The organism is Micromonospora sp. Mcm103 (genome assembly GCF_024519755.1).
Lineage (GTDB): Bacteria > Actinomycetota > Actinomycetes > Mycobacteriales > Micromonosporaceae > Micromonospora > Micromonospora aurantiaca.
On sequence record NZ_JALJRJ010000001.1, the window covers coordinates 144857 to 167209 of the forward strand.

Here is a 22353-nt window from a genome sequence, read left to right on the forward strand (position 1 = left end):
CGCCCCAGCCGGATGACGCCCCGGAGCCGGTCAACGGGTGCCAGGGACCACACCGCCATCCGCACTCGGCCCCCCGGTGAGCTGAATCAGGCACCCGCACGAGGGTGCGGAGCGCCGTGGACACTGCCGCGCGGCACGGGCGTCGGCGGGACATACCGTACCGGCGTCCGGGGGCGGCCGGGAGTCGGGCCGACGCCGGTGCGGGCGGGTCGCGTCGGCAAGCCTCCGCACGGCGGAGAAACAGAGAGAAATGTCTACCTGCGTCACCGGCGTGTCGGGGTAACACGGACGGCGGTCGCGACGCTCCCCGGGTCGGATCCCCGCCGGGGCGGCGGGCCGCGAGAGCGGGGGGCGCGTCACTTTCTGGCCGATCGTACCGGGTCGATCACGATCAGCCGATCGGCGTCCCGGGTGCCGGACACCCGGCCGAACGGCCCGCCCGGACCGGCCACGGATATCGCGGGAAATACTTCGCGCCTGCTGTGGGTACGGTATGGGGGTGCTGTCCTCAGACGTCGTACTCAGCGGTCGGTACCGCCTGGATGACCGTGTCGCCACCGGCGGCATGGGCGACGTCTGGCGTGCCACCGACCTTGTCCTCGGTCGCCCGGTCGCGGTGAAGGTGCTGCTTCCCGCCCTGGTGTCCGACCCCGACTTCATCGCCCGGTTCCGTTCCGAGGCGCGGATCATGGCCTCGCTGCGCCACCCCGGCGTGGTCCAGGTCTTCGACTGCGGTGAGGACGACCTGCCCGGCGGCGGCCGGGCCGACTACCTGGTGATGGAGTTCGTCGCCGGTGAGCCGCTGTCGCGGCGGATCGAGACCGCCGGACAGCTCGAGGTCGCCGAGACCATGTCGATCGTGGCGCAGGTGGCGCAGGCGCTGCACGCGGCGCACGGCCGCGGCATCGTGCACCGGGACGTGAAGCCGAGCAACCTGCTCGTGCAGGACGACGGCACCGTGGTCCTGGTCGACTTCGGGGTGGCCCGGTCGACGAACGTCACGAGCATCACCAGCACGAACGCGGTGCCCGGCACCGCCCTCTACATGGCGCCGGAGCAGGCCGCCGGCCGGCCCGTCTCGGGCGCCACCGACGTGTACGCGCTCGGCGCCGTCGCGTACTGCTGCCTCACCGGCAGCCCGCCGTTCACCGGCGACAACCCGCTCCAGGTGGCCGTACGCCATCTCGACGACGAGCCGCCGGAGCTGCCGGCGGAGATCCCGGCGTCGGTGCGGGAGCTGGTCTCCCGCGCGCTGGCCAAGGACCCGGCCGACCGTTACCCGAGTGCCGCGGCGATGGCCGACGCGGCACGGGCCGCGCGTAACGACTCGCCGACCGCGACGGTGGCGCTGCGCGGCGCGGCGGGCTCGGCGCGGTCCCGCGACGACCAGCCTGCGGTCCGCCCGGGCGCCGCGGTGGCGACGTCGCGGCGGCGGGGCCGGCGCGGCACGCTCGTCGGGGCGCTGGGCGCGGTGCTGGTGGCGATGGGCGCGCTGGGCGCGCTCGTGGCCGCCGCCAACGACACCGCCGAACCGGCCACGAAGATCGACAAGACCGCGCCCGCGGTGGCGCCGAGCGACCCGGCCGCGGAGCCGGTCGTCGACGAGCCGTCGGCCGACGACGAGTACACCTACCGCCCGGTCGGCCCGGGCGGCCGGCCGTCGGCCACGCCCTCGGTGACGCCGAGCACCTCGGCGACCCCGTCGGCGCAGCCGAGCGTCACCGACGAGCCGGCCCCGTCGGCCGAGCCGAGCAGCACGCCGTCGAGCGCGCCGACGACGACGGCGCCCACCACGGCGCCCGCGCCGGACCCGACCACCGCCGACCCCGGCACCGGCGGCGGTGACACCGGCGGGCAGCCGGCCACCCAGCCCTGACCCACCACGAGCCGGCCCCGCCCACGGCGGAGCCGGCTCGTCCGTGTCCGGGTGGCGGTGCTCAGTCCGCGCCGAGCGACGCCACCACCGGCCGGGACAGCGCCCGGCGGGCCGGCAGGACCGAGGCGAGCAGCGCGGCCACCACCGCCACCGCGACGATCAGCCCGATCCGCGCCCAGGGCAGCACCAGCGTGAAGTCGCCGCCGATGCGGGCCATCACTGCCATCGCCCCGGCCGCCGCCCCGGTGCCGAGCGCGATGCCGAGCAGCGTGCCGACGAGCGCGGTGAGCACCGCCTCGACCGCCAGCACGCCCCGCATCCCGGCCCGGCTCAGCCCGACCGCGCGCAGCACCGCGGTCTCCCGGGTGCGTTCCACCACCGACAGGCTGAGCGTGTTGGCGACCCCGACCAGCGAGATCACCACGGCCAGGCCGAGCAGCGCGGTGACGAACCCCAGCACCATGTCGACGGTGCCGGTGAGCATCTTCTTGTACGCGGCCTGGTCCATCACGTTCACCGTCGGATAGCGGGCCAGCACCGACTCGACGGCGGTCCGGGCGGCGTCGACACCCACCCCGGGGGCCGGGTCCACCTCGGCCAGGTAGCCGCGCTCGGTGGGGAACATGGCGGTGAAGTCGGTGTCCAGCACGTCCACCAGGTGGCCGGCGGGCACCGGGCTGCCGGCCAGGACCGGCTCCTCGTCGGCCACCACCGCGACGACCCGGAACGGGCGGCCCGCCAGCGTGATCGTGGAGCCGGCCGTCCAGCCCCGCGCCGCGGCCAGCTCGCGGTGCACCAGCACCGAACCCGGGCCCAGGTCCGCCGGGTCACCGGCGTCCACCGCGGACAGCGTGCGCCGGACCAGCGCCGGATGCGCGGCGCGCAGCTGCACGTCGCCGACCACCCGGCTGCGCTGCTCGTGCACCACACCCAGCTCCGGGCGGGCGGCCAGGTCGTCGGCGACGGTGGCCGGCAGGTCGCCGCCGATACCGGTGACCAGGAAGTCCACGCCGATCCGGGCGTCCACCGCGCGTTCGATGCCGGACTTGACGCTCGCGGCGCCGACCACGAACGCGGAGACGAGCCCGATGCCGATCACCATGGCGGTCGCGGTGGCGGCGACCCGGCGCGGGTTGCGTACCGCGTTCGACACGGCCAGCCCGCCGGTGGCGCCGAACGCCGCGCGGAACGGCCCGCCGAGCACCCGTACCAGGGCCGGCACCAGCACCGGGCCGAACGCCACGATGCCGCCGAAGGCCAGCAACGCGCCGGCCGCCACCAGCACCACCTGGCCGGTGGCACCCGCGCCGGCCAGCGCCGCCACACCGGCGGCGAGCGCCAGCGCGCCGACCGCCAGCCGGACCCGCCCGGCCGGGCGCACCGGGTTGATCGCCGCGTCGGTGAGCGCGGCCACCGGGGCGACCCGGGTGCCCTGCCAGGCCGGCAGCGCGGCCGACGCCACGGTGAGCAGAGTCCCCAGCCCCAGCGAGAGCAGCAGCGTCCGCGAGGTCAGGGTGAGCCCGCTACCGAGCGGCGCGCCGGTGCCGGCGAGCAGGACGCCGAGGCCGCCGGCCACCGCCGCGCCGGCCAGCACCCCGGCCACGGAGGCGAGCAGGCCGGTCACCGCCGCCTCGGACAGCGTGGCCCGGTAGATCTGCCCCCGGGTGGCGCCGACCAGGCGCAGCAGCGCGGTACGCCGGGAGCGCTGGGCGAGCACGATGGCGAAGGTGTTGGCGATCACGAAGCCGGCCACCACCACCGCCACCGCCGCGAACGTGCCCAGCAGCATGCCGAACTGCCGCAGGTCGCGGACCGCGTCGTCGACTGCGGCGTCGAGGATGGCATCGCGGTCCCGGACCGTCACGTCCGGTCCCACCACGGCGCGGATCCGGTCGGCGAGCGCGGCCGTGTCCACCCCGGGCCGCGCCGCCACCATGATCCGGCCGTACCCCTTCTCGCCGCCGACGGTGAGCGCGTCCGGTCCGGTCAACCCGATGTACGGGCCGCCGACGTCGCGGGAGCTGCCGTCCACGTCGACGGTGCCGACCAGGGTGTACGGGCGGGCCGCGCCGTCCTGCCCGCCGATCGACACCGGCCCGCCGACGGTGAAGCGCTGCTCGGCGACGGTCTCGTCGTCGAGCACCACCTCGCCGGGGCGCTGCGGCAGCCGCCCGGCGACCACGTCGTAGGACTGCAGGTCCGTCTCGGTGGGGATCGCGGCGAGCACCGCGTACCCGAGCACGGGACGGCCGTCGCGGCCGACCACCCCGGCGGAGCCGGTCAGCTCGCCCGCGGCGGCGGCCACCCCGTCGACGGCGCGCACCCGGTCCACGAGCGCCGGGGGCAGCGGGTCGGTCTCGGCGTACGCGGCCAGGTCGGTGTGCCTGTCGAACTCACCGGCCCGCTCGTACGCCCCGGCGCGCATGCCGTCGATGAACATCAGCGTGCCGGCGACGAACGCGACGCCGAGCACGATCGCCAGCGAGGACAGCAGCAGGCGCAGGCCGTCGGCGCGGACCTGGCGCAGGGTCAGGCGCAACATCCCGGTCACCGCCCCGCCGGGGTCACGGCCGGGTCGAGCCGGCTGAGCGCGTCCCGGACCGCGCCGACCGTCGGCGCGTGCAGTTCGTCGACCAGCCGGCCGTCGGCGAGGAAGACCACCCGGTCGGCGTACGCGGCGGCGGCCGGGTCGTGGGTGACCATGACGACGGTCTGGCCGAGCGTGTCGACCGCCTCGCGCAGCAGCCGCAGCACCTCCGCGCCGGAGCGCGAGTCGAGGTTGCCGGTCGGCTCGTCGGCGAAGATCACCCACGGCCGGGTGATCAGGGCGCGGGCCACCGCGACGCGCTGCTGCTGGCCGCCCGACAGCTCCGCCGGGCGGTGTCCGAGGCGATCGGTCAGGCCGACCGCGGCCACCACCTGACGCAGCCAGGTCGGGTCCGGGCGGCGGCCGGCGATGGCCAGCGGGAGGACGACGTTCTCCTCGGCGGTGAGCGTGGGCAGCAGGTTGAACTTCTGGAAGACGAAGCCGATCCGGTCCCGGCGCAGCCGGGTGAGCCGCCGGTCGTCCAGGCCCGTCAGGTCGGCGTCGCCGATGTGGACCGCCCCGGCGGTCGGCCGGTCGAGGCCGGCGAGGCAGTGCAGCAGTGTGGACTTGCCGGAGCCGGAGGGGCCCATCACGGCGGTGAACCGGGCGGCGGCCAGGTCGAGGTCGACGCCGTCGAGCGCGACGACGCGGGACTGGCCGGCGCCGTACTCCTTGCGCAGCGCGCGGGCGGCGAGGGCGACGCCTGTGGTCGGTGGTGCGGACACTGTGGTGCTCCTGTCGGACACGGTCTGAAGACCCTTCCGACGCTAGGTCCGGCACCGCTGAGTCGATCTCCACCTGCGCGCTCGACCTCGGTGCGACCACGGTCGTCCCCCACCGGGGGAACCCGTACGACCTGAGACGTACGGCCGGTCAGCCGCCGGGCGTGACCAGGCCGCTCTCGTACGCCAGCACCACCGCCTGAACCCGGTCGCGGAGCTGGAGCTTGGCCAGGATGCGACCCACGTGGGTCTTCACCGTCGCCTCCGCGACGTGCACCCGGGCGGCGATCTCGGCGTTGGAGAGCCCCTGCGCCACCAGCAGCAGCACCTCGCGCTCCCGCTCGGTGAGCTGGGCCAGCCGGGGGTCGGCGGCCGGCGCGGGACCGAGCTGACCGGCGAACCGGTCGAGCAGCCGCCGGGTGATCGACGGTGCCACCACCGAGTCGCCCTGGGCCACCACCCGGATCGCGGCCATGAGCTCCTCCGGCGGCACGTTCTTGAGCAGGAACCCGCTCGCCCCGGCGCGCAGCGCGGCGAACGCGTCGGCCTCGGTGTCGAACGTGGTGAGCACCAGCACGCGCGGGCCGCCGCCATCCGGGCGGGCGCAGATCCGCCGGGTCGCCTCCACCCCGTCCATGGTGGGCATGCGCAGGTCCATCACCACCACGTCGGCCTCGATCCGGTCCAGCACCCGCAGCGCGTCCGCGCCGTCGATGGCCTCGCCGACCACCTCCAGGTCCGGCTGGGAGTCGAGCACCATCCGGAACCCGGCCCGTACCAGCATCTGGTCGTCGACGATCATCACTCGCACTGTCACGCCGCCGCGCTCCCTTCCTCGGTGCCGGCGCCCGCCGGCCGTGGCAGCCGCGCCTGCACCCGCCAGCCGCCGGCGAGTGTGGGGCCGGCGGCGAGGCTGCCGTCGTACACCCCGACCCGTTCCCGCATGCCGACCAGGCCGTGCCCGCCGGACGGCGCCGGCCGGACCACCGGAGCGCCGCCGCCGTCGTCGACCGCCCGGACCACGACGGCGTCGGCGGCCCAGTCCAGCGTCAGCTCCACCGACGCGCCGACACCGGCGTGCTTGAGCGCGTTGGTCAGGCTCTCCTGCACCACCCGGTAGACGGTCAGCTCCAGGCCGGGCGGCAGCGCCCGCGGCGTGCCGGTGCCGCCGCAGGTGATCCGCAGCCCGGCGGCGCGGAACCGGTCGAGCAACGCGGGTAACTCCACCAGCGCGGGCCGCCGATGCGCCGGCTCGGCGGCCGGCTGGTCCGCCGGCGCCGGCTCCGGGCGGTCCGGTTCCCGGAGTACGCCGACCAGCCGCCGCATCTCCTCCAGCGCCGCCCGGCCGGTGTCGGCGACCACCTTGGCCGCCTCCCGGGCGGTGGCCGGGTCCCGGTCGAGCGTGAACCGCACCCCGTCGGCCTGCACGATCATCACGGCCATGCTGTGGGCGACCACGTCGTGCAACTCACGGGCGATGCGGGTGCGTTCCTCGGCGACGGCGGCGCGCGCCTCGGCCTCCCGCTCGCGTTCCAGCGTGGCGGCGCGTTCCTCCAGGCTGAGCACGTAGAGCCGGCGGGTCCGCAGGTTCAGTCCGGCCAGGAAGACCGCGCCGACGATCAGGGTGTAGAAGAACGCGCCCATCCACCAGGGACCGGTGCCGGACGTCTGGAGCGCGGCGAGTACCCCGCCGATCACGGCGACGATCCCGGCGGCGATGCCGTCGCGGAGCCGGTCGGCGTACTTGACCACGCTGTAGAGGGCGATCAGGACGGCGATGTCGTAGCTGAGCGGGCCCCAGCCGGCGATCACCTGGACCAGCGCGAGCGCGGCCACCAGGGCACCCACGGCCGACGGGTGGGTACGCCGGAGGAACAGCGCCGCCGCCATCGCCAGGCCGACAGCGGTCGCCGGGATCCCGGTCTGCCCGGCGACGAAGCCGGACAGCGCGAAGAACGCGACGAGGCCGCAGACTGCCGCGTCGAACGCGACACCCCGCAGCGGGCGACCGAGGATCAGGCGGTTCACGATCCCCCAGCCTAGGCCCGCCCCTGCGTCCTCCCCCGCCCGCTCCCAGGTCAGCGGGTCAGGAGGGCCTGCATGCGGCTGATCTCGGCGGACTGCTCGACGGCCACCGAGGTGGCGAACTCCTGCATCGGCTGGTCGACGCCGACCTTCAGCAGGTCGGTGGACATGACGATCGCGCCCCGGTGGTGGTCGGACATCATCTGCACGAACAGCTTGTCGAACTCCGCGCCGCGGGCGTCGGCGAGCCGCCGCATCGCCTCCGGGGACTGCATCCCGCGCATGCTGCCGTGGTCGTGCCCGGGTACGTCGGCGGGCAGGTCGCGCGTGCTGAGCCAGGCCCGCAGCAGGCCGACCTCCGGGCCCTGCGCGGCACGGATCCGGTCGGCCACGGCGCGCACCCGCGCGTCGGCGGCGCGCTCGGGCGCGAGGGCGGCCATCTCCAGGGCCTGCTCGTGGTGCGGGATCATCATCCGGACGTACCAGACGTCGAGGCTGTTCCAGCGCGGCGTGGTGGCGCCCCGGACCTGTTCGGCCGGGCGGGTCGCGGCGGGCTCCCCCGGGCGTCCCGGTACCACCACGGGTGGCGCCGACCCGGCGGCGCTCGCGCTCGGCGCGGCCGCCGCGGCGGTTCCGGCCGCCTCCGGGGCACGGGTTTCCTCGCGCCCGGTCAGCGCCAGTGCGCCGACCACCACAAGGGTCACCAGTGCTGTGACGCCCACCCACACACGCGCCTGCCGGCTGGTCATACGACGCCTCCTCCGGTCAAGGTGACAGCGATCCTATCCATAGACGAAAGTTCCAAAGTGTGACCCAGGTCACATTGATGGCCGTCTCAAATAGGTAAGGTGTGGCGAATCATGACCCCCTTTCGAAGGGCGTTGCCGATGATCAGCCTCCGCACGTCCCGAATCCGGACCGTCAGCCTGGCCGCCGCCGGCCTGCTGCTCGCCGGCGTGTTCACCGCGCCCCCGAGCAGCGCGCAGGAGATCCCCCGCGCCCAGGCCGCCCCGGCCACCGTGGACAACGCCGTCCCCGGTGTCGACGAGATCTCCAGCAGCCCCAACCTGCGCCAGGTGGCGAACCTGCCGAAGCAGGCGCCGTTCGACACCACCGCCGCCCTCGGCACCGACATCGCCTTCCAGGGGCGGTACGCGTTCGTCGGCAACTACGACGGGTTCGTCGTCTACGACGTCTCCCGCCCGAACCGCCCGGCGATCGTGTCCCAGGTGCTCTGCCCCGGCTCGCAGAACGACATCTCGGTCCACGGCGACCTGCTGTTCCTGTCGACCGACTCCTCCCGCAGCGACGACTCCTGCGCCAGCACCACCCAGCCGGCGTCGGTGAAGGAGTCCTGGGAGGGCATCAAGATCTTCGACATCCGGGACAAGCGCAACCCGCGCTACATCAAGTCGGTGGAGACGGCGTGCGGCTCGCACACCCACACCCTGGTGCCCGGCAAGGACAAGCGGAACGTCTACCTGTACGTCTCCTCGTACAGCCCGCGGGCCGAGTTCCCGGACTGCCAGCCGCCGCACGACTCCATCTCCATCGTCAAGGTGCCGGTGAAGAACCCCACCACCGCCTCCGTGGTCGCCACGCCGAACCTGTTCCCGGACGGCGGCTACCCGGGCATCCCGGGTCAGTCGTCGGCCACCACCGGCTGCCACGACATCACCGCGTACCCGTCGAAGGACCTGGCCGCGGGCGCCTGCATGGGTGACGGCATCCTGCTGGACATCAAGAACCGTGAGGCGCCCCGGGTGATCGAGCGGGTCACCGACGCGGAGAACTTCGCGTTCTGGCACTCGGCCACGTTCAACAACGCCGGCACCAAGGTCGTCTTCACCGACGAGCTGGGCGGCGGCGGCGCGGCCACCTGCAACGAGGTGGTCGGCCCGAACCGCGGCGCGGACGCCATCTACGACATCACCGGCCGCGGCGACGCCCGCAAGCTGGAGTTCCGCAGCTACTACAAGATCCCCCGGGTCAACGCCGACACGGAGAACTGCGTGGCCCACAACGGCTCGCTGATCCCGGTGCCCGGCCGCGACATCATGGTCCAGGCCTGGTACCAGGGCGGCATCTCGGTGTGGGACTTCACCGACTCGCGCAAGCCCAAGGAGATCGCCTACTGGGAGCGCGGGCCGCTGGACGCCTCGCAGCTGCGTACCGGCGGGTCGTGGTCGGCCTACTGGTACAACGGCCACATCTACTCCAGCGACATCCAGAAGGGACTGGACGTGCTGGAGCTGCGTGACCCGCGTACCTGGCTGGCGCAGTTCCTGCTGGTGCCCGAGCTGAACGTGCAGACCCAGGCCGGTTACCTGAGCTGGTGACCCGCTGACCGTCGACGGGCCCGGTGCTCCCCCTCGCGGGGACGCCGGGCCCGTCGCGGTCCGCGCCCCCGTCACGCCTCGTAGGAGATGAACTCCAGGAGGCTCCCGTCGGGGTCGCGGAAGTAGACACTCGTCCCGGGGCCGCCGGCGCCGAACCGCGGGACCGGCCCCGTCTCCACCTCGACGCCGTGACGGCGCAGGTGCGCCACCGCCGCGTCGACCGGGCCGTCCCAGACGAGACAGACGTCGCTGTTGCCGGGGCGGACGGGCAGGCGGGCGACGTTGCCGGCGAGGTCCGTCCCCGGCCCGTGCACGCTGAGCTGGGTGGGCCCGATCCGGAACGCGACGCGCTCGCCGCCGACGCCGATCACCTCGGCGCCGACCACGTCGCGATAGAAGTCGGTGGCGACCCGCCAGTCCGAGACGGCGATCACGACGTGGTCCAACCGGGTCACGGGCGTCATCGTCCGACAGTAACTCCGGCGCGGACCGCAGGCGCCCGGGTCAGCTCATCGGCAGCCGGTAGTCGCGGGTGCCGCCGCCGGCCGTGACCACCCGCACCTCGCCGCTGCGCAGCCCGTACGTCACCGACCAGCGGGTGTGCGACTGGCGTACCGCGTTCAGCAGCCGCAGCGCCCCGGCGGCGTCTACCACCCCGCCGGTGCGGTCCAGCTCCTTCGCCAGCACCCCGTACCGGTGGTCCTGGCGCAGCTCGCGGTCCGGCACGCCGACGGCGGGCACGTTGGTCAGCGCCTGCCACGGGCCCTGCCGCCGGTCCACGGAGAGCTTCCCGTCGACGAACTCCACCACGGCGGACGCGCCCGTCGCGTCGGCCAGCAGGTAGTGCAGCGGCGGGCCGCCGTCGAAGTCGAGGTTGTAGCGCCGGAAGACGGCGACCGCCTCGTCCACGGTGGCGGCCGAGTCGAGCACCAGGCGCAGGATGCGCACCGAGCCCACCTTCGGTAGTCCCGGCACCGGCTCGGCGCGCGCACCGTCGTCGGCGGCCAGCCCGACCGCGAGACCCCGCTCGTTCATGCCGTCGAACGGCAGCAGCGGCGCGTCCAGCAGCCGCCGGTCCCCGGTCGGGTCGGCGGACACGCCCAGGTACGAGATGTCGACCAGCGAGATCGAGGCGTACCCGTCCGGCGGGTCGGTGCGCAGCACCAGCGCGGGATTGGGCTCCCAGTCGAAGTTGCGGGCGAACAACGGGCGCTCCCGGTCGGCGAGCGCGGCGAACAGCGAGCAGCCGAACGGGCTCGGCGGCGTGGACTCGGCCAGCCCGGCGGTCGGGTCGTAGTCGCCGTCGTACGTCATCTCGTACATCGGCAGGTCGTCGATCTTGCGGAGGCTGGCCAGGGTCCGCTCGACCTGCGCCGGGTCCTGCCGGGACGCGGTCGGTGAGCCGGCCGCGGCCGGCGGGCCGGACCGGCGGCTCTCCCCGCAGGCCGTGGCGAGCAGGAGCAGCGCGAGCCCGCCGGCGATGAGGGTCCTCCGCATGACAGCGACGCTAGAAGAGGCGTGCGCCGATGTCCATCCGGGAGTCGGTCAGCTCCGCACGACCGCGAACATCCAGCAGCCGTACACCACGTTGCGGCTGTGCAGCTGGTCCACCGCCGGATCGGCGAACAGCTCCGCGAGCACCGCCTCCGGATCGCCGCCGTCGTGTCGCCGTCCGCCCACGATGCGGCCCCGGCTGTCGTACGCGCGCAGCACCTGCTCCCGTCCGCGCCACTGGACCGGGTACGCCGTCACGTCGTCCGGGCCGGCGCATTCGGTGGCGTGCGCGAACACCGGCCCCACCTCGCGGTACGGGCCCGGCGGCAGCGGCGGGGCGTACCCGAACAGCAGCAGCGCCTCGTCCGGGCGGGCGTCGCGCAGGCAGCAGCGCAGCGGCTCGCCGCCGGTGGCGCGCCGGTGCTCGGGTGGCTGCCCGGTGGCGTCGCGGCCGGTGCGCCGTAGCTCGGCGAGCGTTCCGGCGGGCAGCGGGCGGATTCCGAACGCGGTACGGGTGGTCGTCACGGTTCCAGCCTGGCGCGGCCCGCACCGCGACGCTGGCGGTGATCGGACCTCGCGTTCGGGCACCGCGAGATTGCGCGCCGAGCGGGCACCCGCCGGCCGCGTCCCGCGCCGACAATGACCGGATGGACGTCGACGACTACCGGACCCACTCCCCGTACAGCGATCCCCGCCACCACGCGGCGCTGCTCGGCGCCGTGCCAGCCGACCTGCCCACCGTCGCGGCGACCGCCCGCAACGTGATCGTCCACTACCGCGCCGGCGGCGTGGAGCTGCCGGACGTCCGCCAGGCCGAGGTGAACCTGCGCTGGCTGGACCGCATCCTCGACACCGACCAGTCCCGGTTCCCGCTGCCGCTGACCACCGAGCGCCCGGCCGCCGAGCGGGTCGCCGGCTGCTGCCGGGACCACACGCTGTTCACCGTCGCGGCACTGCGCCGGCACGGGATCCCGGCGCGCAGCCGGGTCGGGTTCGTGAGCTACTTCGCCCCGGACTGGCACCACGACCACGTGCTGGCGGAGTGGTGGAACGGCGAGCGCTGGGTCTGGTCCGACCCGGAGCTCGACCCGGCCGCCGACCGGCCGTTCGACGGCTACGACATCGACCCGGAGGCGGGGCACTTCGAGTCGGCGGCCCGGGTGTGGCTGGCGTACCGGGCGGGCCGGATCGACCCGGACACCTACGGCGTCGACCCGTCGCTGCCGATCCGGGGCGACTGGCTCATCCACGACTACGTGCTGCTGGAACTGGCCCACCGGCACAAGGACGAGGTGCTGCTCTGGGACGGGTTCGGGGCGATGACCGAGGACCTGACCGGCGCCGATCTCACCCTCGTCGACGAGGTCGCCGCGCTGCTGGTGGCGGCCGACCGCGGCGACGCCGCCGCCGAGCGGGAGCTGGCCCGGCGGTACGCCTCGGACGCCCGGTTGCGTCCGGGCCCGACGGTGCACTGCATGGACCCGGTCTCCGGCGTGACCGCCGACGTGGACCTGCGGCGCTGACCCACCGTCGCGCACCGACCGGCCGGACGAGGCCGCGGGCTCACCCGGGCAGGGGCGCCTCGTCGCCTCGGGTGCGACGCGGGTTGACCAGCCGGCGGACCATCGGGGCGGCGTTCCAGCGGGCCGCGCCGACCAAGTCCCGGGCGTGTTCGAGCACGGTGTAGTCGGGCCGGGCCATGCCCTCGGCGATGGCCCGGTCGAGGTCGTTGCCGCAACGGGTGAGCACGCTGTCGAAGTCCCGGCGCACCGGTTCGAGCAGGTCGTAGCCGAAGGAGCGGTGCAGCCGGGCGAACAGCGGCTTGTAGAGGCGGGCCCGTTCGTGCAGCCCCGACGAGTACGACATCGGGTTCTTCGGCCGCTGCCGGACGTAGGCGGGCAGCAGGTCGGCGAAGGCCCGCCGGACGATCCACTTCTCCTGCCCGTCGCGCAGCTTCACGTCCAGCGGCAGCCGCATGGCCAGCTCGACGACGCTGAGGTCGAGGAACGGCACCCGGGCCTCCACGCCGTGCGCCATGCTGGCCCGGTCCACCCGTTGCAGCTCGGTCCGGCACAGGTTGCGGATCTTGTGCAGGAACAGCCGGCGGGACCGCTCCGGCCCGACCCGGTGGTACATCGGGTACCCGCCGAACAACTCGTCCGAACCGTCGCCGGTGAGCACCACCCGGACGCCCAGCTCGCGCAGCCGCCGGAAGATCGGCACCGAGACGACCGCGTTGATGATGTCGCCGTACTCGGTCAGCTCGGAGATCCGGATCGCCTCGCGGACGTCGGCGAGCCGGATGTCGCGCGGGCGCAGCTCGATCACCTCGTGCGGTACGCCGAGGTCGGCGGCGAGCCGCCGGGCGTACGCGACGTCCGGGCTCTCCGGCGCGCCGATGGTGACCGCCACGCAGTCCGGGTGCAGTTCCCGGGCGTGCAGCAGCGCCAGCGAGCTGTCCAGACCGCCGGAGAGCACCACGCCGACGGTGAGGTCGGTGTCCAGCCGGGCGCGCATCGCGTCGGTCAGCGCGACGCGGACCAGCAGGGCCGCCTCGTCCGGGTCGTCGATCACCGGCAGGCCGTCGCCGAGGGTGAGCAGGTCGACGTGCGGGCCGAGCCGGACCGGGCGGCCGGGCTCGACCCAGCCGTGGTGCCCGGGTGCCACCTCGCCGATCGGCGCGCCGTGCCCGACCAGCGCCTTGACCTCGGAGGCGAGGTGCAGGCAGCCGGGCAGGCGGGACCAGTACAGCGGCTTGACGCCGAGCGGGTCGCGGGCCAGGTACGCCCGGCCGCTGTCGCGCTCGACGATTGCGAACGCGTACTCGCCGCGCAGCCGGCGGACCGCGTTCTCGCCCCACTGGCGGAACGCGGCGAGCACCACCTCGGTGTCGCCCGCGGTCCTGAACCGGTGCCCGAGCCGGGTCAGCTCGGCGCGCAGCTCGTGGTGGTTGAAGATCTCGCCGTTGAAGCAGAGCAGGTGCCGCTCGTCCGGTGACATCCACGGCTGCACGGATCGTTCCCGATCCACGATCTTCAGCCGCCGTACGCCGGCGAGCAGGCCGTTCTCCTGCCGGGTCTCGGTGACCTCGCCGCGCGGTGCGAGCGCGGCGAGCATCCGCCGGAACGTCGCCGGGTCCGCTTCGGGGCCGATGCTCAGCGCGATGCCGCACACCGGGTCACACCCCCATCTCGGCCTCGTACGCCCGCCGGTAGCGGCGGCGGACGGCCGGGGCGAGACACACGTGCCAGGCCTGTCCCTCGTCGACCACGTTCACCTCGCCGGCGTCCTGGCGGGCCAGCAGCAGCCCGGCCAGCGCCGGGCGGGCGCCGAAGCGGTCGTACCACTCCAGTTCGACGTCGGCGGCCCAGCCGAGGCAGTGCCCGCTGGGCACCATCGCCGCGTACCCGAGGCGGCGCAGCCGGTGCTGGTGCTCGGCACTGCGGGCCAGGCTGGTCACCCAGAGCGGTGGCGTGCCGTCCGGCGCGATCGCGGTGAACTCGCGGGCCAGGTCGTTGAGGAACGCGATCATCTCGCGGCGGGCCCGGCGGAACAGCAGGCCGGCGGTACGCGGGGTGGCGTCCGGGCGCAGCCGCCGCCGGACCGCCCGCAGCCCGCGTCCCACCACTGTGGCGGGCTGTTCCTGGTAGCGGAACTCGACCAGGCCGCGGCGGCGCAGCCATTCCAGGTCGACCAGTTCGGTGCTGGTGCGGACCTGGTCGTCGGTGAGGAACGTCGGGCTGTCCCGCCACCAGAGCACGTCGACGCGGGAGAGCAGGTAGATGCGGACCAGCGCGGTGAGGTCCTGCGCCGAGCTGCGCGCGTTGGGCTGGTAGCGGGCCATCTCCAGCAGGAGCGTCTCCCGGGCGCCGATCAGCCCCTGCGGGGTGGCGTCGAGGACGGCGGCGATGGCCGGTTCACGCAGCCGCTGGTCGAGCAGCACCTGGCGGGCGGTGGTGGACGGCGCGTCGGCGAGCGCGCCCACCTCGACCAGGAGTTCCGCCACCGCCGCCCGGTACGCGGACAGGTCCGGCTCGGCGCCGGCGCGGCGACCGCCGGGCACCCGCCGGGCGGGAGCGGTGGACGTGACGGCGGGACCGGGCTGGCGACCTGGGCTGCGGCTGGGCACTCGCATGGTCTCCGTCCCCTCTCGGTCAGGACACGGCGTGATTGGGCCTGCACACACCGTAAAGACCGGAGAAGGCGCGATTCCTCCCATCTCCCCCGAAGTGCCCGATCAGGTGGCGGACGGCTGCACCAGCGCCTGCACCTCCTCGTACCCGGGCGGCGCCGGCAGGCCCGCGTCACGCCCGGCACCGATCGCGTCGGTCAGGTGCAGCGCCGCGCCGAGGGCGGCCCGGAACAGCAGCGAGCCGGTGCTGACCCGGGCCACGCCGAGCCGTCCGAGGGCGGCGAGGTCCGGGCCGCCCGGCCGGTAGAGCACGTTCAGCGGCAACCCCGCCTCGGCGGCGAGCAGGCCGACCAGGTCGTCCGGTGCGCCCGGCACGAACAGGCAGTCGGCCCCGGCGGCCCGGAACGCCGCCGCCCGCCGCCGTGCCTCGTCCAGCGGCGCCGGCACGCCCAGCCACCAGGCGTCGGTGCGGGCGTTGACGACCATCCGCGGCACTGCCGCGCGGACCGCCGCGATCACGGCGGCGACGTGCTCGGCCGGGGCCAGTCGCCCGTCCGGGCGCCCGTCCTCCAGGTTCACGCCGACTACGCTGAGCGCGGCCAGCTCGCCCACGAACCCGGCGACCTCCGCCGGGTCGTCGTGGAAGCCGTCCTCGATGTCCACCGTGAGCAGCGTCGGCAGGTCCCGCAGCCGGTACGCCAGATCCAGCGTCTCCGCGCGGGTCGCCCGGACCGCGTCCGGCCGCCCGGCGGCCGCCGCCACGCCCAGGCTGGTGGTGCCGATCGCCTGATGGCCCCGGGCGGCGAGCGCCGCGGCGGAGGCGTGGTCCCAGGCGTTGGGCAGGAGCAGCGGGTCGCCGGGCCGATGCAGGTCACGGAACGCGCGGTACCTGTCGGTCGTCATCGGATCACCTCGAGTCGGGTCGTCGGGACGTCAGGGGTCGGGCGGGCGGGACGGCAGCGGCGGCGCAGCACGCCGACCACGCCGGCGGCCAGGGCGAGCGCGTGCCGCCGCCCGGGGCAGCCGCGGGGGCCGGCGCCGAACGTCAGCGCGGCGTTCGCCCGGCCGGCGCGGAAACGGTCCGGCTCCGGGAAGACCGCCGGGTCGCGGTTGGCGGCGTCGAACCGCAGCAGCAGCCGCTCCCCCACGCGCACCGGCCGGCCGCCCAGGCTCAGCGGGTCGGCGGCGACCCGGCGGGTGACCCGTACCGGCGGGTCGAGGCGCAGCACCTCGGCGAGCAGCGCGTCGGTCCCGAGCCCGTCCGGCGCGTCGAGCCCGTGCCGGACGGCGGCCACGATCAGCCCGGCGGTGGCGTCGGCGGCCTGCACCAGCAGCCCGAGCCGGTTCGCTGTCACCTCGGCCGGAGCGGGCGGCGACATGGCCAGCAGCGCCGCCACCGCCCGGTCCGCCCGCCGCACCGCCGCCGGGCCGGCACCCGGGTGGTAGGCGGCGGCCACCGCCGTCACCTCCGCGACGGCCGCCGCCGGGTCGGCCAGGCCGAGCCGCTCCGCCAGCACCACAAGGGGTACGCGCCGAGCCAGGTCACCGGTCACGTCCACCCGGTCGCCGCCGTTGTCCGCGGTCGCGGCGCGGTCGAGGATCCGCCCGGTCAGCCGTGCCGCGGCCACGCGCAGTTCCCGTGGGTCGAGCGTGTCGAGCGCCGCCACCCCGACGGCGCGCCGCGCGGCATGCCGGTCCGGCGGACTGAACCGGCTCACCGAGGCGCGCAGCCATGCCAGGCCACCCTCCGGCGCCTCCTCGGCGGGCGGCACCACGCAGCGGGGATCGGTCAGGACGGAGACGACGTCCGCGTACCGGGTGACCACCCAGCCGCCGTCGTCCGAGGTCGGCTGCCCGCAGGGCGGTGTGCCCGGAGCAGCCGTGATCGTCGGTGAATCCATCGCCCGACCGTAGGGCGCCGACAGTTCGGTCCGGACCGAACGATCCGGCCGGGCACACCCGGCGGTCAGGCGCGGGCGGGACCGGCGGCGCGGAACACGGGCGGGTCAGGCGCGCGCCGGACCGGTGTCGCGGGCGGCGGGCGGGGCCAGCAGCGCCGGGTCGAGCCCGAGCGTCGCGGCCAGCGCGTCCCGCCCCGCCGGGGTGACCCGTACCGCCCGGCCGGTGCCACGCGCGGTCCAGCCGAGGTCGAGGAAGCGCCCGCACAGCGCCGCCCCGACCGCGCCGGCCAGGTGCGGGCGCCGTTCGGTCCAGTCCAGGCAGTCGCGGACGAGCGGTCGCCGGGTGGCGCGCAACGGCTCGACCGGTACACCGAGACCGGCCAGCCAGGTCACGCCGTTGCCGGTCAGCGCCAGGCCGCCGGTGCGATCGAGCACGCCACGGTCGAGCAGGGCGTCGTGCAGCAGCACGCCGAGCCGCCCGGCCAGGTGGTCGTAGCAGGTGCGCGCGTACGCCAGGGCGGCGCCGGCCGACGCGGCGCGCAACGTGCGGGGCGGGGCCGCCGGTGCGGGCGCCCGCGCGGCCAGGTCCTCGACGAGCTGGGCGACGCCCGGGTCGGCGAGGCGGACGTACCGGTGGCGGCCCTGCCGCTGCTCGACCAGCAGGCCGCCGGCGACCAGCCGGGTGAGGTGGTCGCTCGCGGTGGACGCGGCGACCCCGGCGGCGCGGGCCAGCTCCCCGGCGGTCCAGGCGCGGCCGTCGAGCAGTGCCAGGCAGAAGCCGGCCCGGGTGGGGTCGGCGAGCAGCGCGGCGAACCCGGCGAGTCCGCGGCCGTCGGCACCGGTGGTCATCGGCCCATGCTGACACGGGCACGGTTCGGGCCGCGCCGAACGGTCCGGGGGTTGGGGTCAGATCGCGGTTCCGGGTGGGGACTTCAGGAGGGATGCCGCTTCGGCCGGGTAGCCGCCACGACCCGACCGCAGGGCGATGGCCGCCAGACGAATCAGGTCGATGTTGACGCCGGCGGCACCACTCGGGTCATGCACCTGCAGGCGCACCTCCACACTCACCACCGTCTCGGCCCAGCCCTGCGCTTCGATGTTGAGGTGGGCGATCTTGTGGGATCGCAGGTGCGGCATGTACGCGAGGGGCGCCATCTGGACCTTGCCGGACGACCCCAGGGCGTTCAGCTTGGACTGCTTCTTGGTGTTCGGGTTCTCGACCAGGTTGCGGAAGTCTTCGGTCCCGCCCAGATTGACCTGGTAGGAGCTGCCCAGGGTGAGGCCGCGCTCCTCGATCAGCCGCAGTAGTGCGTGGTGCAGCACGGAGGTGCCGAACTGGCTGGCCAGGTCGTCGCCGAGCAACGGCACACGGGCTTCCTCGAAACGTGCCAGTAGTGACTCGTGCCTGGCCACCGGATCCGACGTGGTGTTCACGAACGCGACTCCCGCCGTCAGAGCCGCCTCGGCGTAAGCCCGAGCCGTGTCCGGCCGGCCGCTCGGAGCGGAGTAGAGCAGCACCTCCGCCCCTTCCAGCGCGTGCGCCACCCGTTCGACTTCCGTCGAGTCCACCAGGCCACGCCGCACCGTCACGCCGGCGGGCGGAAGTTCGGTGTCGAGGCGCGGGAAGTTGTTGGGCGGCATGAATATCGCCTCGTGGAGATCCTTGCCCACCTTTCGGTCGGACATGGCGAAAGCGGCGACGACGTCGATGTCGCTGACGCCCAGTCCCGCGATCTCTGGCCGGTGGAGCCCTACCAGGCTGCCGGTGTTGCGGTAGAAGGCGATGCCCTGCATCAACGCCGACGTGTTGTTGCCCACACCGACGACCGCCAATCGAACACTGTCGATCATGGGGCGAAGAGTACCCGGATCTGCCCACGCCGGGGGTCCCGGTCAACGGAACCGACGCCCACCAGCGCCGGGTATGACCTCTCGGTCAGCCGCCGGAACGCGGGCAGGCGGTGCTCAGCTCGCTGACCGTGCGGGTGTCGCCGTCGTAGCTGCGCGCCGCCACGAACGCCCCGGCCGGCGGGTGCGCCCCGGCGACCGCCCGGGCTCGGCGCCGGTCCGCCGCGCCGAACCGCAGCGCCAGGCTCAGGTGCGGCACCCACCGGCCGGGCTGGTGCCAGGAGTGCCCGCCGGACGCCTCGGCGAGCACGTCCCAGACCGCGCCGTGCAGCGCGACGAGCTGCGGTGCCGGGCGGACCAGCCACACCAGTGGCGCGCTGCCGTCGAGCACCGTCACCCGGCCCAGCCGCACCGGCAGCGGGAGCGCCGCGTCGCAGAGGTCGGCCAGGCGCTGCTCGGCGCCGGGCGGGAACTCCTCCACCGAGGCGAGCGTGAGGTGCGGCCGGTTCGTCGGGTGCGTGTTGCGGGCCAGGCTGGGCAGCCCGGCGGCGGCGAGCCTTTCCCAGGCAGCGCGAACCGCCGCTTCCAGTTCGGGTGAGCAGAGCAGTTCGACCGTCCGCACGTGATCAGGCTAGTCGCCGGCGACCGCCCGCGACGCCCCGTACGTCAGAGCCAGCCGGCCTCGCGTGCCCGCCGGACCGCCTCCGCCCGGTCGGCGGCGCCGAGCTTCTGCACGCAGGCGCTGAGGTGGTTGCGGACCGTTCCGGCGGCCAGGTGGGTCCGCCGGGCGATCACCGCGACCGGCGTACCCAGCTCGGCCAGCCGCAGCGTCTCCAGCTCACGCGGCGTGAGCGGGCACTCCGGCAGGGTGAGCGCGTCGGCGGCGAGCGCGGGATCGACGTAACGCGCCCCGGAGTGCACCCGGCGGATCACGTCGGCCAGCGCGCCGCCGGGGGCGCCCTTGGCGAGGAACCCGCGTACCCCGGCGGTGAGCGCCGGGCGGAGCTGGGCGGGACGGCCGTGTCCGGTGAGGATCACCGGCGCGCAGCCGGGCAGCGCCCGGGTCAGCTCGGCGGCGACCTCGACGCCGCCGGGCGGCGGCATCTCCAGGTCGAGCACGGCGACGTCGGGGCGGTGGGCCAGCGCCGCGTCCAGGGCGCTACGCCCGTCGCGGGCGTGCGCGACCACCTCGATGTCCGGTTCCAGGTCGAGCAGCGCGGCCAGGGCGAGCCGGATCAGCTCCTCGTCGTCGGCCAGCAGCACCCGGATCACGGCGTCACCGGCACTGTCGCCACCAGGTTGAACACGCCGTCGGCGGCCTCGGCCCGGACCCGTCCGCCGGCCGGGGCGAGCCGGTCGGCCAGGCCGCGCAGGCCGCCGCTGAGCCGGTCCGGTCCGGCGTCGTCGCGGACGCCGTCGTTGCGTACGGTCAGCGTCACCACGCCGTCCTCCCGGGTGATCTCGATCCGGCACCAGCCGGCCCGGCTGTGCCGCAGCACGTTGGTTCCGGCCTCGCGCAGCACGGCGGCCAGGTCGGCGGCGACCGGCGCGGGCACCTCACCGGCGGGCGGGACCACTGTCGTGCGGACCCCGCTGGAGCGCAGCACCTCCCCCACCGCGGCGGCCTGCTCGGCCAGGTCGACCGCGCGGTAGCCGTGCACCGCCGCCCGGACCCGGGTCAGCGCCGAGCCGGCCAGCCGCCGCGCCTCGGCCGCCTCCCGCGCGGCCCGGCCGGCGTCGCGCGGCGCCAGCCGCTCCGCCAGCTCGGCCTTGAGCGCGATCACCGTCAGGTCGTGGCCGAGCAGATCGTGGACGTCGCGGGCGAAGCGCAGCCGTTCCTCGGCGGCGGCGAGCCGCGCCTGGGCGGCCTGCCCCTGCCGGGCCTCGACGAGCAGGTCCCAGAACCAGACCTGGACCCAGGTGAGCGCGGCGATCCCGGCGCCCACCACGCCGGTGACCAGCAGCGCCGTGGGCACCGGCCCGCCTGTCGCCCCGGTGACGGCGGCGGACACCGCGAGGACGCCGGCCGCCGCCACCGCCGCGACGGCGGGCCGGAACAGCAGCGGCGTCATGCCGACCAGGGACGCGCCGAGCCAGGCCCAGGTGGGCCAGGTTCCGGCCGCGACCGGGCCGAGCAGCGGCAGGCTGAGCAGCGCCGCCACTGTGAGCGCGGCGTGCCGGCGGCGACGGGCCGGTAGGGGCAGCCACGGCGTGACGGCGGCGTGCAGCACCGCGATCTGGGCGACGGTGAACGCGAGCAGCCCGGCGGCGCCGAGCGCGACGCGTACCGGGTCGGGTTCGCGGGCCAGGCCGACGGCGGGCAGCAGCACGGTGGTCCACACGTTCGTGGCCAGCGACAGCAGGGTGACCCGCCGGGCCCGGCGCAGCCGGTGGTCCGCCGGATCGACGCTCATGCCCGCTGATCCTAGGGCGTGCACCGGTCCGCCCACCCCTGAGAAACGTCACGGCCGGATCGTGCGTTCCGCACGGTTTCCCGGTGACTGACGCGCCTTCTCCGGTGCGCCGGGCGGCGGCAGGGTCGGGGCATGACGGAGATGACTGTGGTCGTACCCCGGCGGTGGGCCGGGTGGGCGCGGACCCGGCACCTGGCCGGGATGGTGGTGGCGATGGTGGCCGGGATGGTGCTGCTCGGGCCGCTGTGGCAGGTGGGCGGGAGCCTGCTGGGCGGCGCGGCGGTGCTGGCGCGGCCGGACGTGGCCGCGCTGGTGATGGCGACGGACATGGCGGCGGGCATGGCCGCCTGGATGTGGTACCGGGGGGACGGCCGGGCCGCCACCGCGGAGATGTCAGCGGCCATGTACGTGCCGTTCCTGCTGCTGCTCCCGCCCTGGTGGGCCGGGTGGGTCGGGGGCGACGCGCTGCTGCTCGGCGGTCACCTGCTGATGGTGCCGGCGATGCTGCTGGTGGCGCTGCGGCACCGGCACACGCCCACGGCGCCGCCGCGCCGGCATCCGGTCGCGGCGGCCGTGGCGCGCGGATGGCCGGCCGGGCTGGGACTGCTCATGACGGTGGACATGTGGTTCGCGCCCACCGTCTTCGCGCCGTGGACGCTGCTGGTCCTGCCCGCCGGCTACCTGCTGATCGGCACCTGGCGGCGGCAGTGGGGCGACCGGCGCGCGCTGGCGGCGCAGCTCGCCGGGGCAGCCGTGTGGGGCGGCCTGGCGGTCGTGGCGATGATCGCGTCCGCCGACGTCGCCGGGGTGCTCGTCGGGGTGGGCTGGCTCGTCCACGCGGCCTGGGACGCCTGGTACCACCGCACCGGCGCGGTGGTGCCGCGCGGGTACGCGCTGTGGTGCGCGGTGTTCGACGTCGGGGTGGGCCTGACCACGCTGCTGGCCGTCCTGTCCCGGTGATCCGGCGGGGGCACGGGGCCGCGCCGGATCACCCGGAGGGGACGGCGCCGGGGTG

21 protein-coding genes are annotated in these 22353 nt (G+C 75.2%); 4 read left to right on the top strand and 17 right to left on the bottom strand.

All coding sequences use genetic code 11. The features are described from left to right. Positions 1–499: 499 nt before the first annotated feature. A complete protein-coding gene (locus tag OC439_RS00705; RefSeq protein WP_262011676.1) occupies positions 500–1876 on the top strand; it encodes a serine/threonine-protein kinase in 1377 nt (458 codons plus the stop codon). Positions 1877–1937: 61 nt separating this feature from the next. Here the strand turns inward: OC439_RS00705 and OC439_RS00710 are convergent, their stop codons facing one another. From OC439_RS00710 to OC439_RS00730, 5 genes are all read right to left on the bottom strand, one after another. Beyond that, complete coding sequence (locus tag OC439_RS00710; RefSeq protein ID WP_262011677.1) at positions 1938–4418, bottom strand: ABC transporter permease; 2481 nt, start codon at positions 4416–4418, stop codon at positions 1938–1940. Positions 4419–4423: 5 nt separating this feature from the next. Then, positions 4424–5188 (bottom strand): ABC transporter ATP-binding protein, encoded by a 765-nt coding sequence (locus tag OC439_RS00715; protein WP_262011678.1) that lies wholly within the window; start codon positions 5186–5188, stop codon positions 4424–4426. 148 nt (positions 5189–5336) lie between these two features. After that, positions 5337–6002 carry a response regulator gene (locus tag OC439_RS00720; RefSeq protein WP_262011679.1) on the bottom strand — a complete coding sequence of 222 codons (666 nt, stop codon included), beginning with the start codon at positions 6000–6002 and terminating at the stop codon, positions 5337–5339. Next, entirely contained in the window at positions 5999–7213 is a 1215-nt protein-coding gene (locus OC439_RS00725; RefSeq protein ID WP_262011680.1) for a sensor histidine kinase, read from the bottom strand. Before OC439_RS00725 ends, OC439_RS00720 begins: the two co-directional genes overlap by 4 nt. 50 nt (positions 7214–7263) lie before the next feature. Then, the gene (locus tag OC439_RS00730; RefSeq protein ID WP_262011681.1) at positions 7264–7959 is read right to left on the bottom strand and encodes a DUF305 domain-containing protein; all 696 of its coding nucleotides are present in this window, start codon (positions 7957–7959) and stop codon (positions 7264–7266) included. Positions 7960–8097: 138 nt separating this feature from the next. Between OC439_RS00730 and OC439_RS00735 the strand changes: the two genes are divergently transcribed. Next, positions 8098–9549, top strand: coding sequence for an LVIVD repeat-containing protein (locus tag OC439_RS00735; RefSeq protein WP_194799303.1), 1452 nt, complete (start codon positions 8098–8100; stop codon positions 9547–9549). 71 nt (positions 9550–9620) lie between these two features. Here OC439_RS00735 and OC439_RS00740 read toward each other — a convergent pair whose 3' ends face one another. The 3 genes from OC439_RS00740 to OC439_RS00750 are packed head-to-tail and all read right to left on the bottom strand — an operon-like array spanning position 9621 to position 11568. After that, positions 9621–10013 (bottom strand): VOC family protein, encoded by a 393-nt coding sequence (locus OC439_RS00740; protein ID WP_262011682.1) that lies wholly within the window; start codon positions 10011–10013, stop codon positions 9621–9623. A gap of 40 nt (positions 10014–10053) precedes the next feature. Further along, complete coding sequence (locus OC439_RS00745; RefSeq protein WP_262011683.1) at positions 10054–11046, bottom strand: carcinine hydrolase/isopenicillin-N N-acyltransferase family protein; 993 nt, start codon at positions 11044–11046, stop codon at positions 10054–10056. A 48-nt stretch (positions 11047–11094) separates the two neighbouring features. Further along, positions 11095–11568 carry a DUF1203 domain-containing protein gene (locus OC439_RS00750; protein ID WP_262011684.1) on the bottom strand — a complete coding sequence of 158 codons (474 nt, stop codon included), beginning with the start codon at positions 11566–11568 and terminating at the stop codon, positions 11095–11097. 122 nt (positions 11569–11690) lie between these two features. Between OC439_RS00750 and OC439_RS00755 the strand changes: the two genes are divergently transcribed. After that, on the top strand, positions 11691–12566 hold the full coding sequence (locus OC439_RS00755) for a transglutaminase-like domain-containing protein (RefSeq protein WP_262011685.1): 876 nt from the start codon (positions 11691–11693) through the stop codon (positions 12564–12566). A gap of 40 nt (positions 12567–12606) precedes the next feature. Here the strand turns inward: OC439_RS00755 and OC439_RS00760 are convergent, their stop codons facing one another. The 9 genes from OC439_RS00760 to OC439_RS00800 form a co-directional block, all read right to left on the bottom strand. After that, on the bottom strand, positions 12607–14217 hold the full coding sequence (locus tag OC439_RS00760; RefSeq protein ID WP_262011686.1) for an asparagine synthetase B family protein: 1611 nt from the start codon (positions 14215–14217) through the stop codon (positions 12607–12609). A 4-nt stretch (positions 14218–14221) separates the two neighbouring features. Then, positions 14222–15178 carry a hypothetical protein gene (locus tag OC439_RS00765; RefSeq protein WP_262011687.1) on the bottom strand — a complete coding sequence of 319 codons (957 nt, stop codon included), beginning with the start codon at positions 15176–15178 and terminating at the stop codon, positions 14222–14224. Positions 15179–15280: 102 nt separating this feature from the next. Beyond that, entirely contained in the window at positions 15281–16078 is a 798-nt protein-coding gene (locus OC439_RS00770; RefSeq protein WP_262011688.1) for an isocitrate lyase/phosphoenolpyruvate mutase family protein, read from the bottom strand. After that, positions 16075–17076: a cytochrome P450 gene (locus OC439_RS00775; RefSeq protein WP_262011689.1), complete on the bottom strand. Its 1002-nt coding sequence runs from the start codon at positions 17074–17076 to the stop codon at positions 16075–16077. Before OC439_RS00775 ends, OC439_RS00770 begins: the two co-directional genes overlap by 4 nt. 105 nt (positions 17077–17181) lie before the next feature. Beyond that, positions 17182–17925 (bottom strand): ArsR/SmtB family transcription factor, encoded by a 744-nt coding sequence (locus OC439_RS00780; protein WP_262011690.1) that lies wholly within the window; start codon positions 17923–17925, stop codon positions 17182–17184. A 57-nt stretch (positions 17926–17982) separates the two neighbouring features. Next, positions 17983–18927, bottom strand: coding sequence for an inositol-3-phosphate synthase (locus tag OC439_RS00785; RefSeq protein ID WP_262011691.1), 945 nt, complete (start codon positions 18925–18927; stop codon positions 17983–17985). A gap of 85 nt (positions 18928–19012) precedes the next feature. Further along, positions 19013–19546 carry a 2'-5' RNA ligase family protein gene (locus OC439_RS00790; RefSeq protein ID WP_262011692.1) on the bottom strand — a complete coding sequence of 178 codons (534 nt, stop codon included), beginning with the start codon at positions 19544–19546 and terminating at the stop codon, positions 19013–19015. A 44-nt stretch (positions 19547–19590) separates the two neighbouring features. Further along, a complete protein-coding gene (locus OC439_RS00795; protein WP_013286580.1) occupies positions 19591–20196 on the bottom strand; it encodes a response regulator transcription factor in 606 nt (201 codons plus the stop codon). Further along, on the bottom strand, positions 20193–21338 hold the full coding sequence (locus tag OC439_RS00800) for a sensor histidine kinase (protein WP_262011693.1): 1146 nt from the start codon (positions 21336–21338) through the stop codon (positions 20193–20195). Before OC439_RS00800 ends, OC439_RS00795 begins: the two co-directional genes overlap by 4 nt. A gap of 132 nt (positions 21339–21470) precedes the next feature. Here OC439_RS00800 and OC439_RS00805 point away from each other — a divergent pair, with 132 nt between their 5' ends. Then, positions 21471–22298: a hypothetical protein gene (locus OC439_RS00805; RefSeq protein WP_262011694.1), complete on the top strand. Its 828-nt coding sequence runs from the start codon at positions 21471–21473 to the stop codon at positions 22296–22298. Positions 22299–22353 lie beyond the last annotated feature (55 nt).

Bases quoted from the DNA above. Each gene is read 5' to 3' on its own strand.
- OC439_RS00765 (WP_262011687.1), bottom strand. From the start codon at position 15,178: ATGCGAGTGCCCAGCCGCAGCCCAGGTCGCCAGCCCGGTCCCGCCGTC.
- OC439_RS00730 (WP_262011681.1), bottom strand. From the start codon at position 7,959: ATGACCAGCCGGCAGGCGCGTGTGTGGGTGGGCGTCACAGCACTGGTG.
- OC439_RS00805 (WP_262011694.1), top strand. From the start codon at position 21,471: ATGACGGAGATGACTGTGGTCGTACCCCGGCGGTGGGCCGGGTGGGCG.
- OC439_RS00755 (WP_262011685.1), top strand. From the start codon at position 11,691: ATGGACGTCGACGACTACCGGACCCACTCCCCGTACAGCGATCCCCGC.
- OC439_RS00780 (WP_262011690.1), bottom strand. From the start codon at position 17,925: ATGACCACCGGTGCCGACGGCCGCGGACTCGCCGGGTTCGCCGCGCTG.
- OC439_RS00770 (WP_262011688.1), bottom strand. From the start codon at position 16,078: ATGACGACCGACAGGTACCGCGCGTTCCGTGACCTGCATCGGCCCGGC.
- OC439_RS00735 (WP_194799303.1), top strand. From the start codon at position 8,098: ATGATCAGCCTCCGCACGTCCCGAATCCGGACCGTCAGCCTGGCCGCC.
- OC439_RS00775 (WP_262011689.1), bottom strand. From the start codon at position 17,076: ATGGATTCACCGACGATCACGGCTGCTCCGGGCACACCGCCCTGCGGG.
- OC439_RS00745 (WP_262011683.1), bottom strand. From the start codon at position 11,046: ATGCGGAGGACCCTCATCGCCGGCGGGCTCGCGCTGCTCCTGCTCGCC.
- OC439_RS00785 (WP_262011691.1), bottom strand. From the start codon at position 18,927: ATGATCGACAGTGTTCGATTGGCGGTCGTCGGTGTGGGCAACAACACG.
- OC439_RS00710 (WP_262011677.1), bottom strand. From the start codon at position 4,418: ATGTTGCGCCTGACCCTGCGCCAGGTCCGCGCCGACGGCCTGCGCCTG.
- OC439_RS00740 (WP_262011682.1), bottom strand. From the start codon at position 10,013: ATGACGCCCGTGACCCGGTTGGACCACGTCGTGATCGCCGTCTCGGAC.
- OC439_RS00800 (WP_262011693.1), bottom strand. From the start codon at position 21,338: ATGAGCGTCGATCCGGCGGACCACCGGCTGCGCCGGGCCCGGCGGGTC.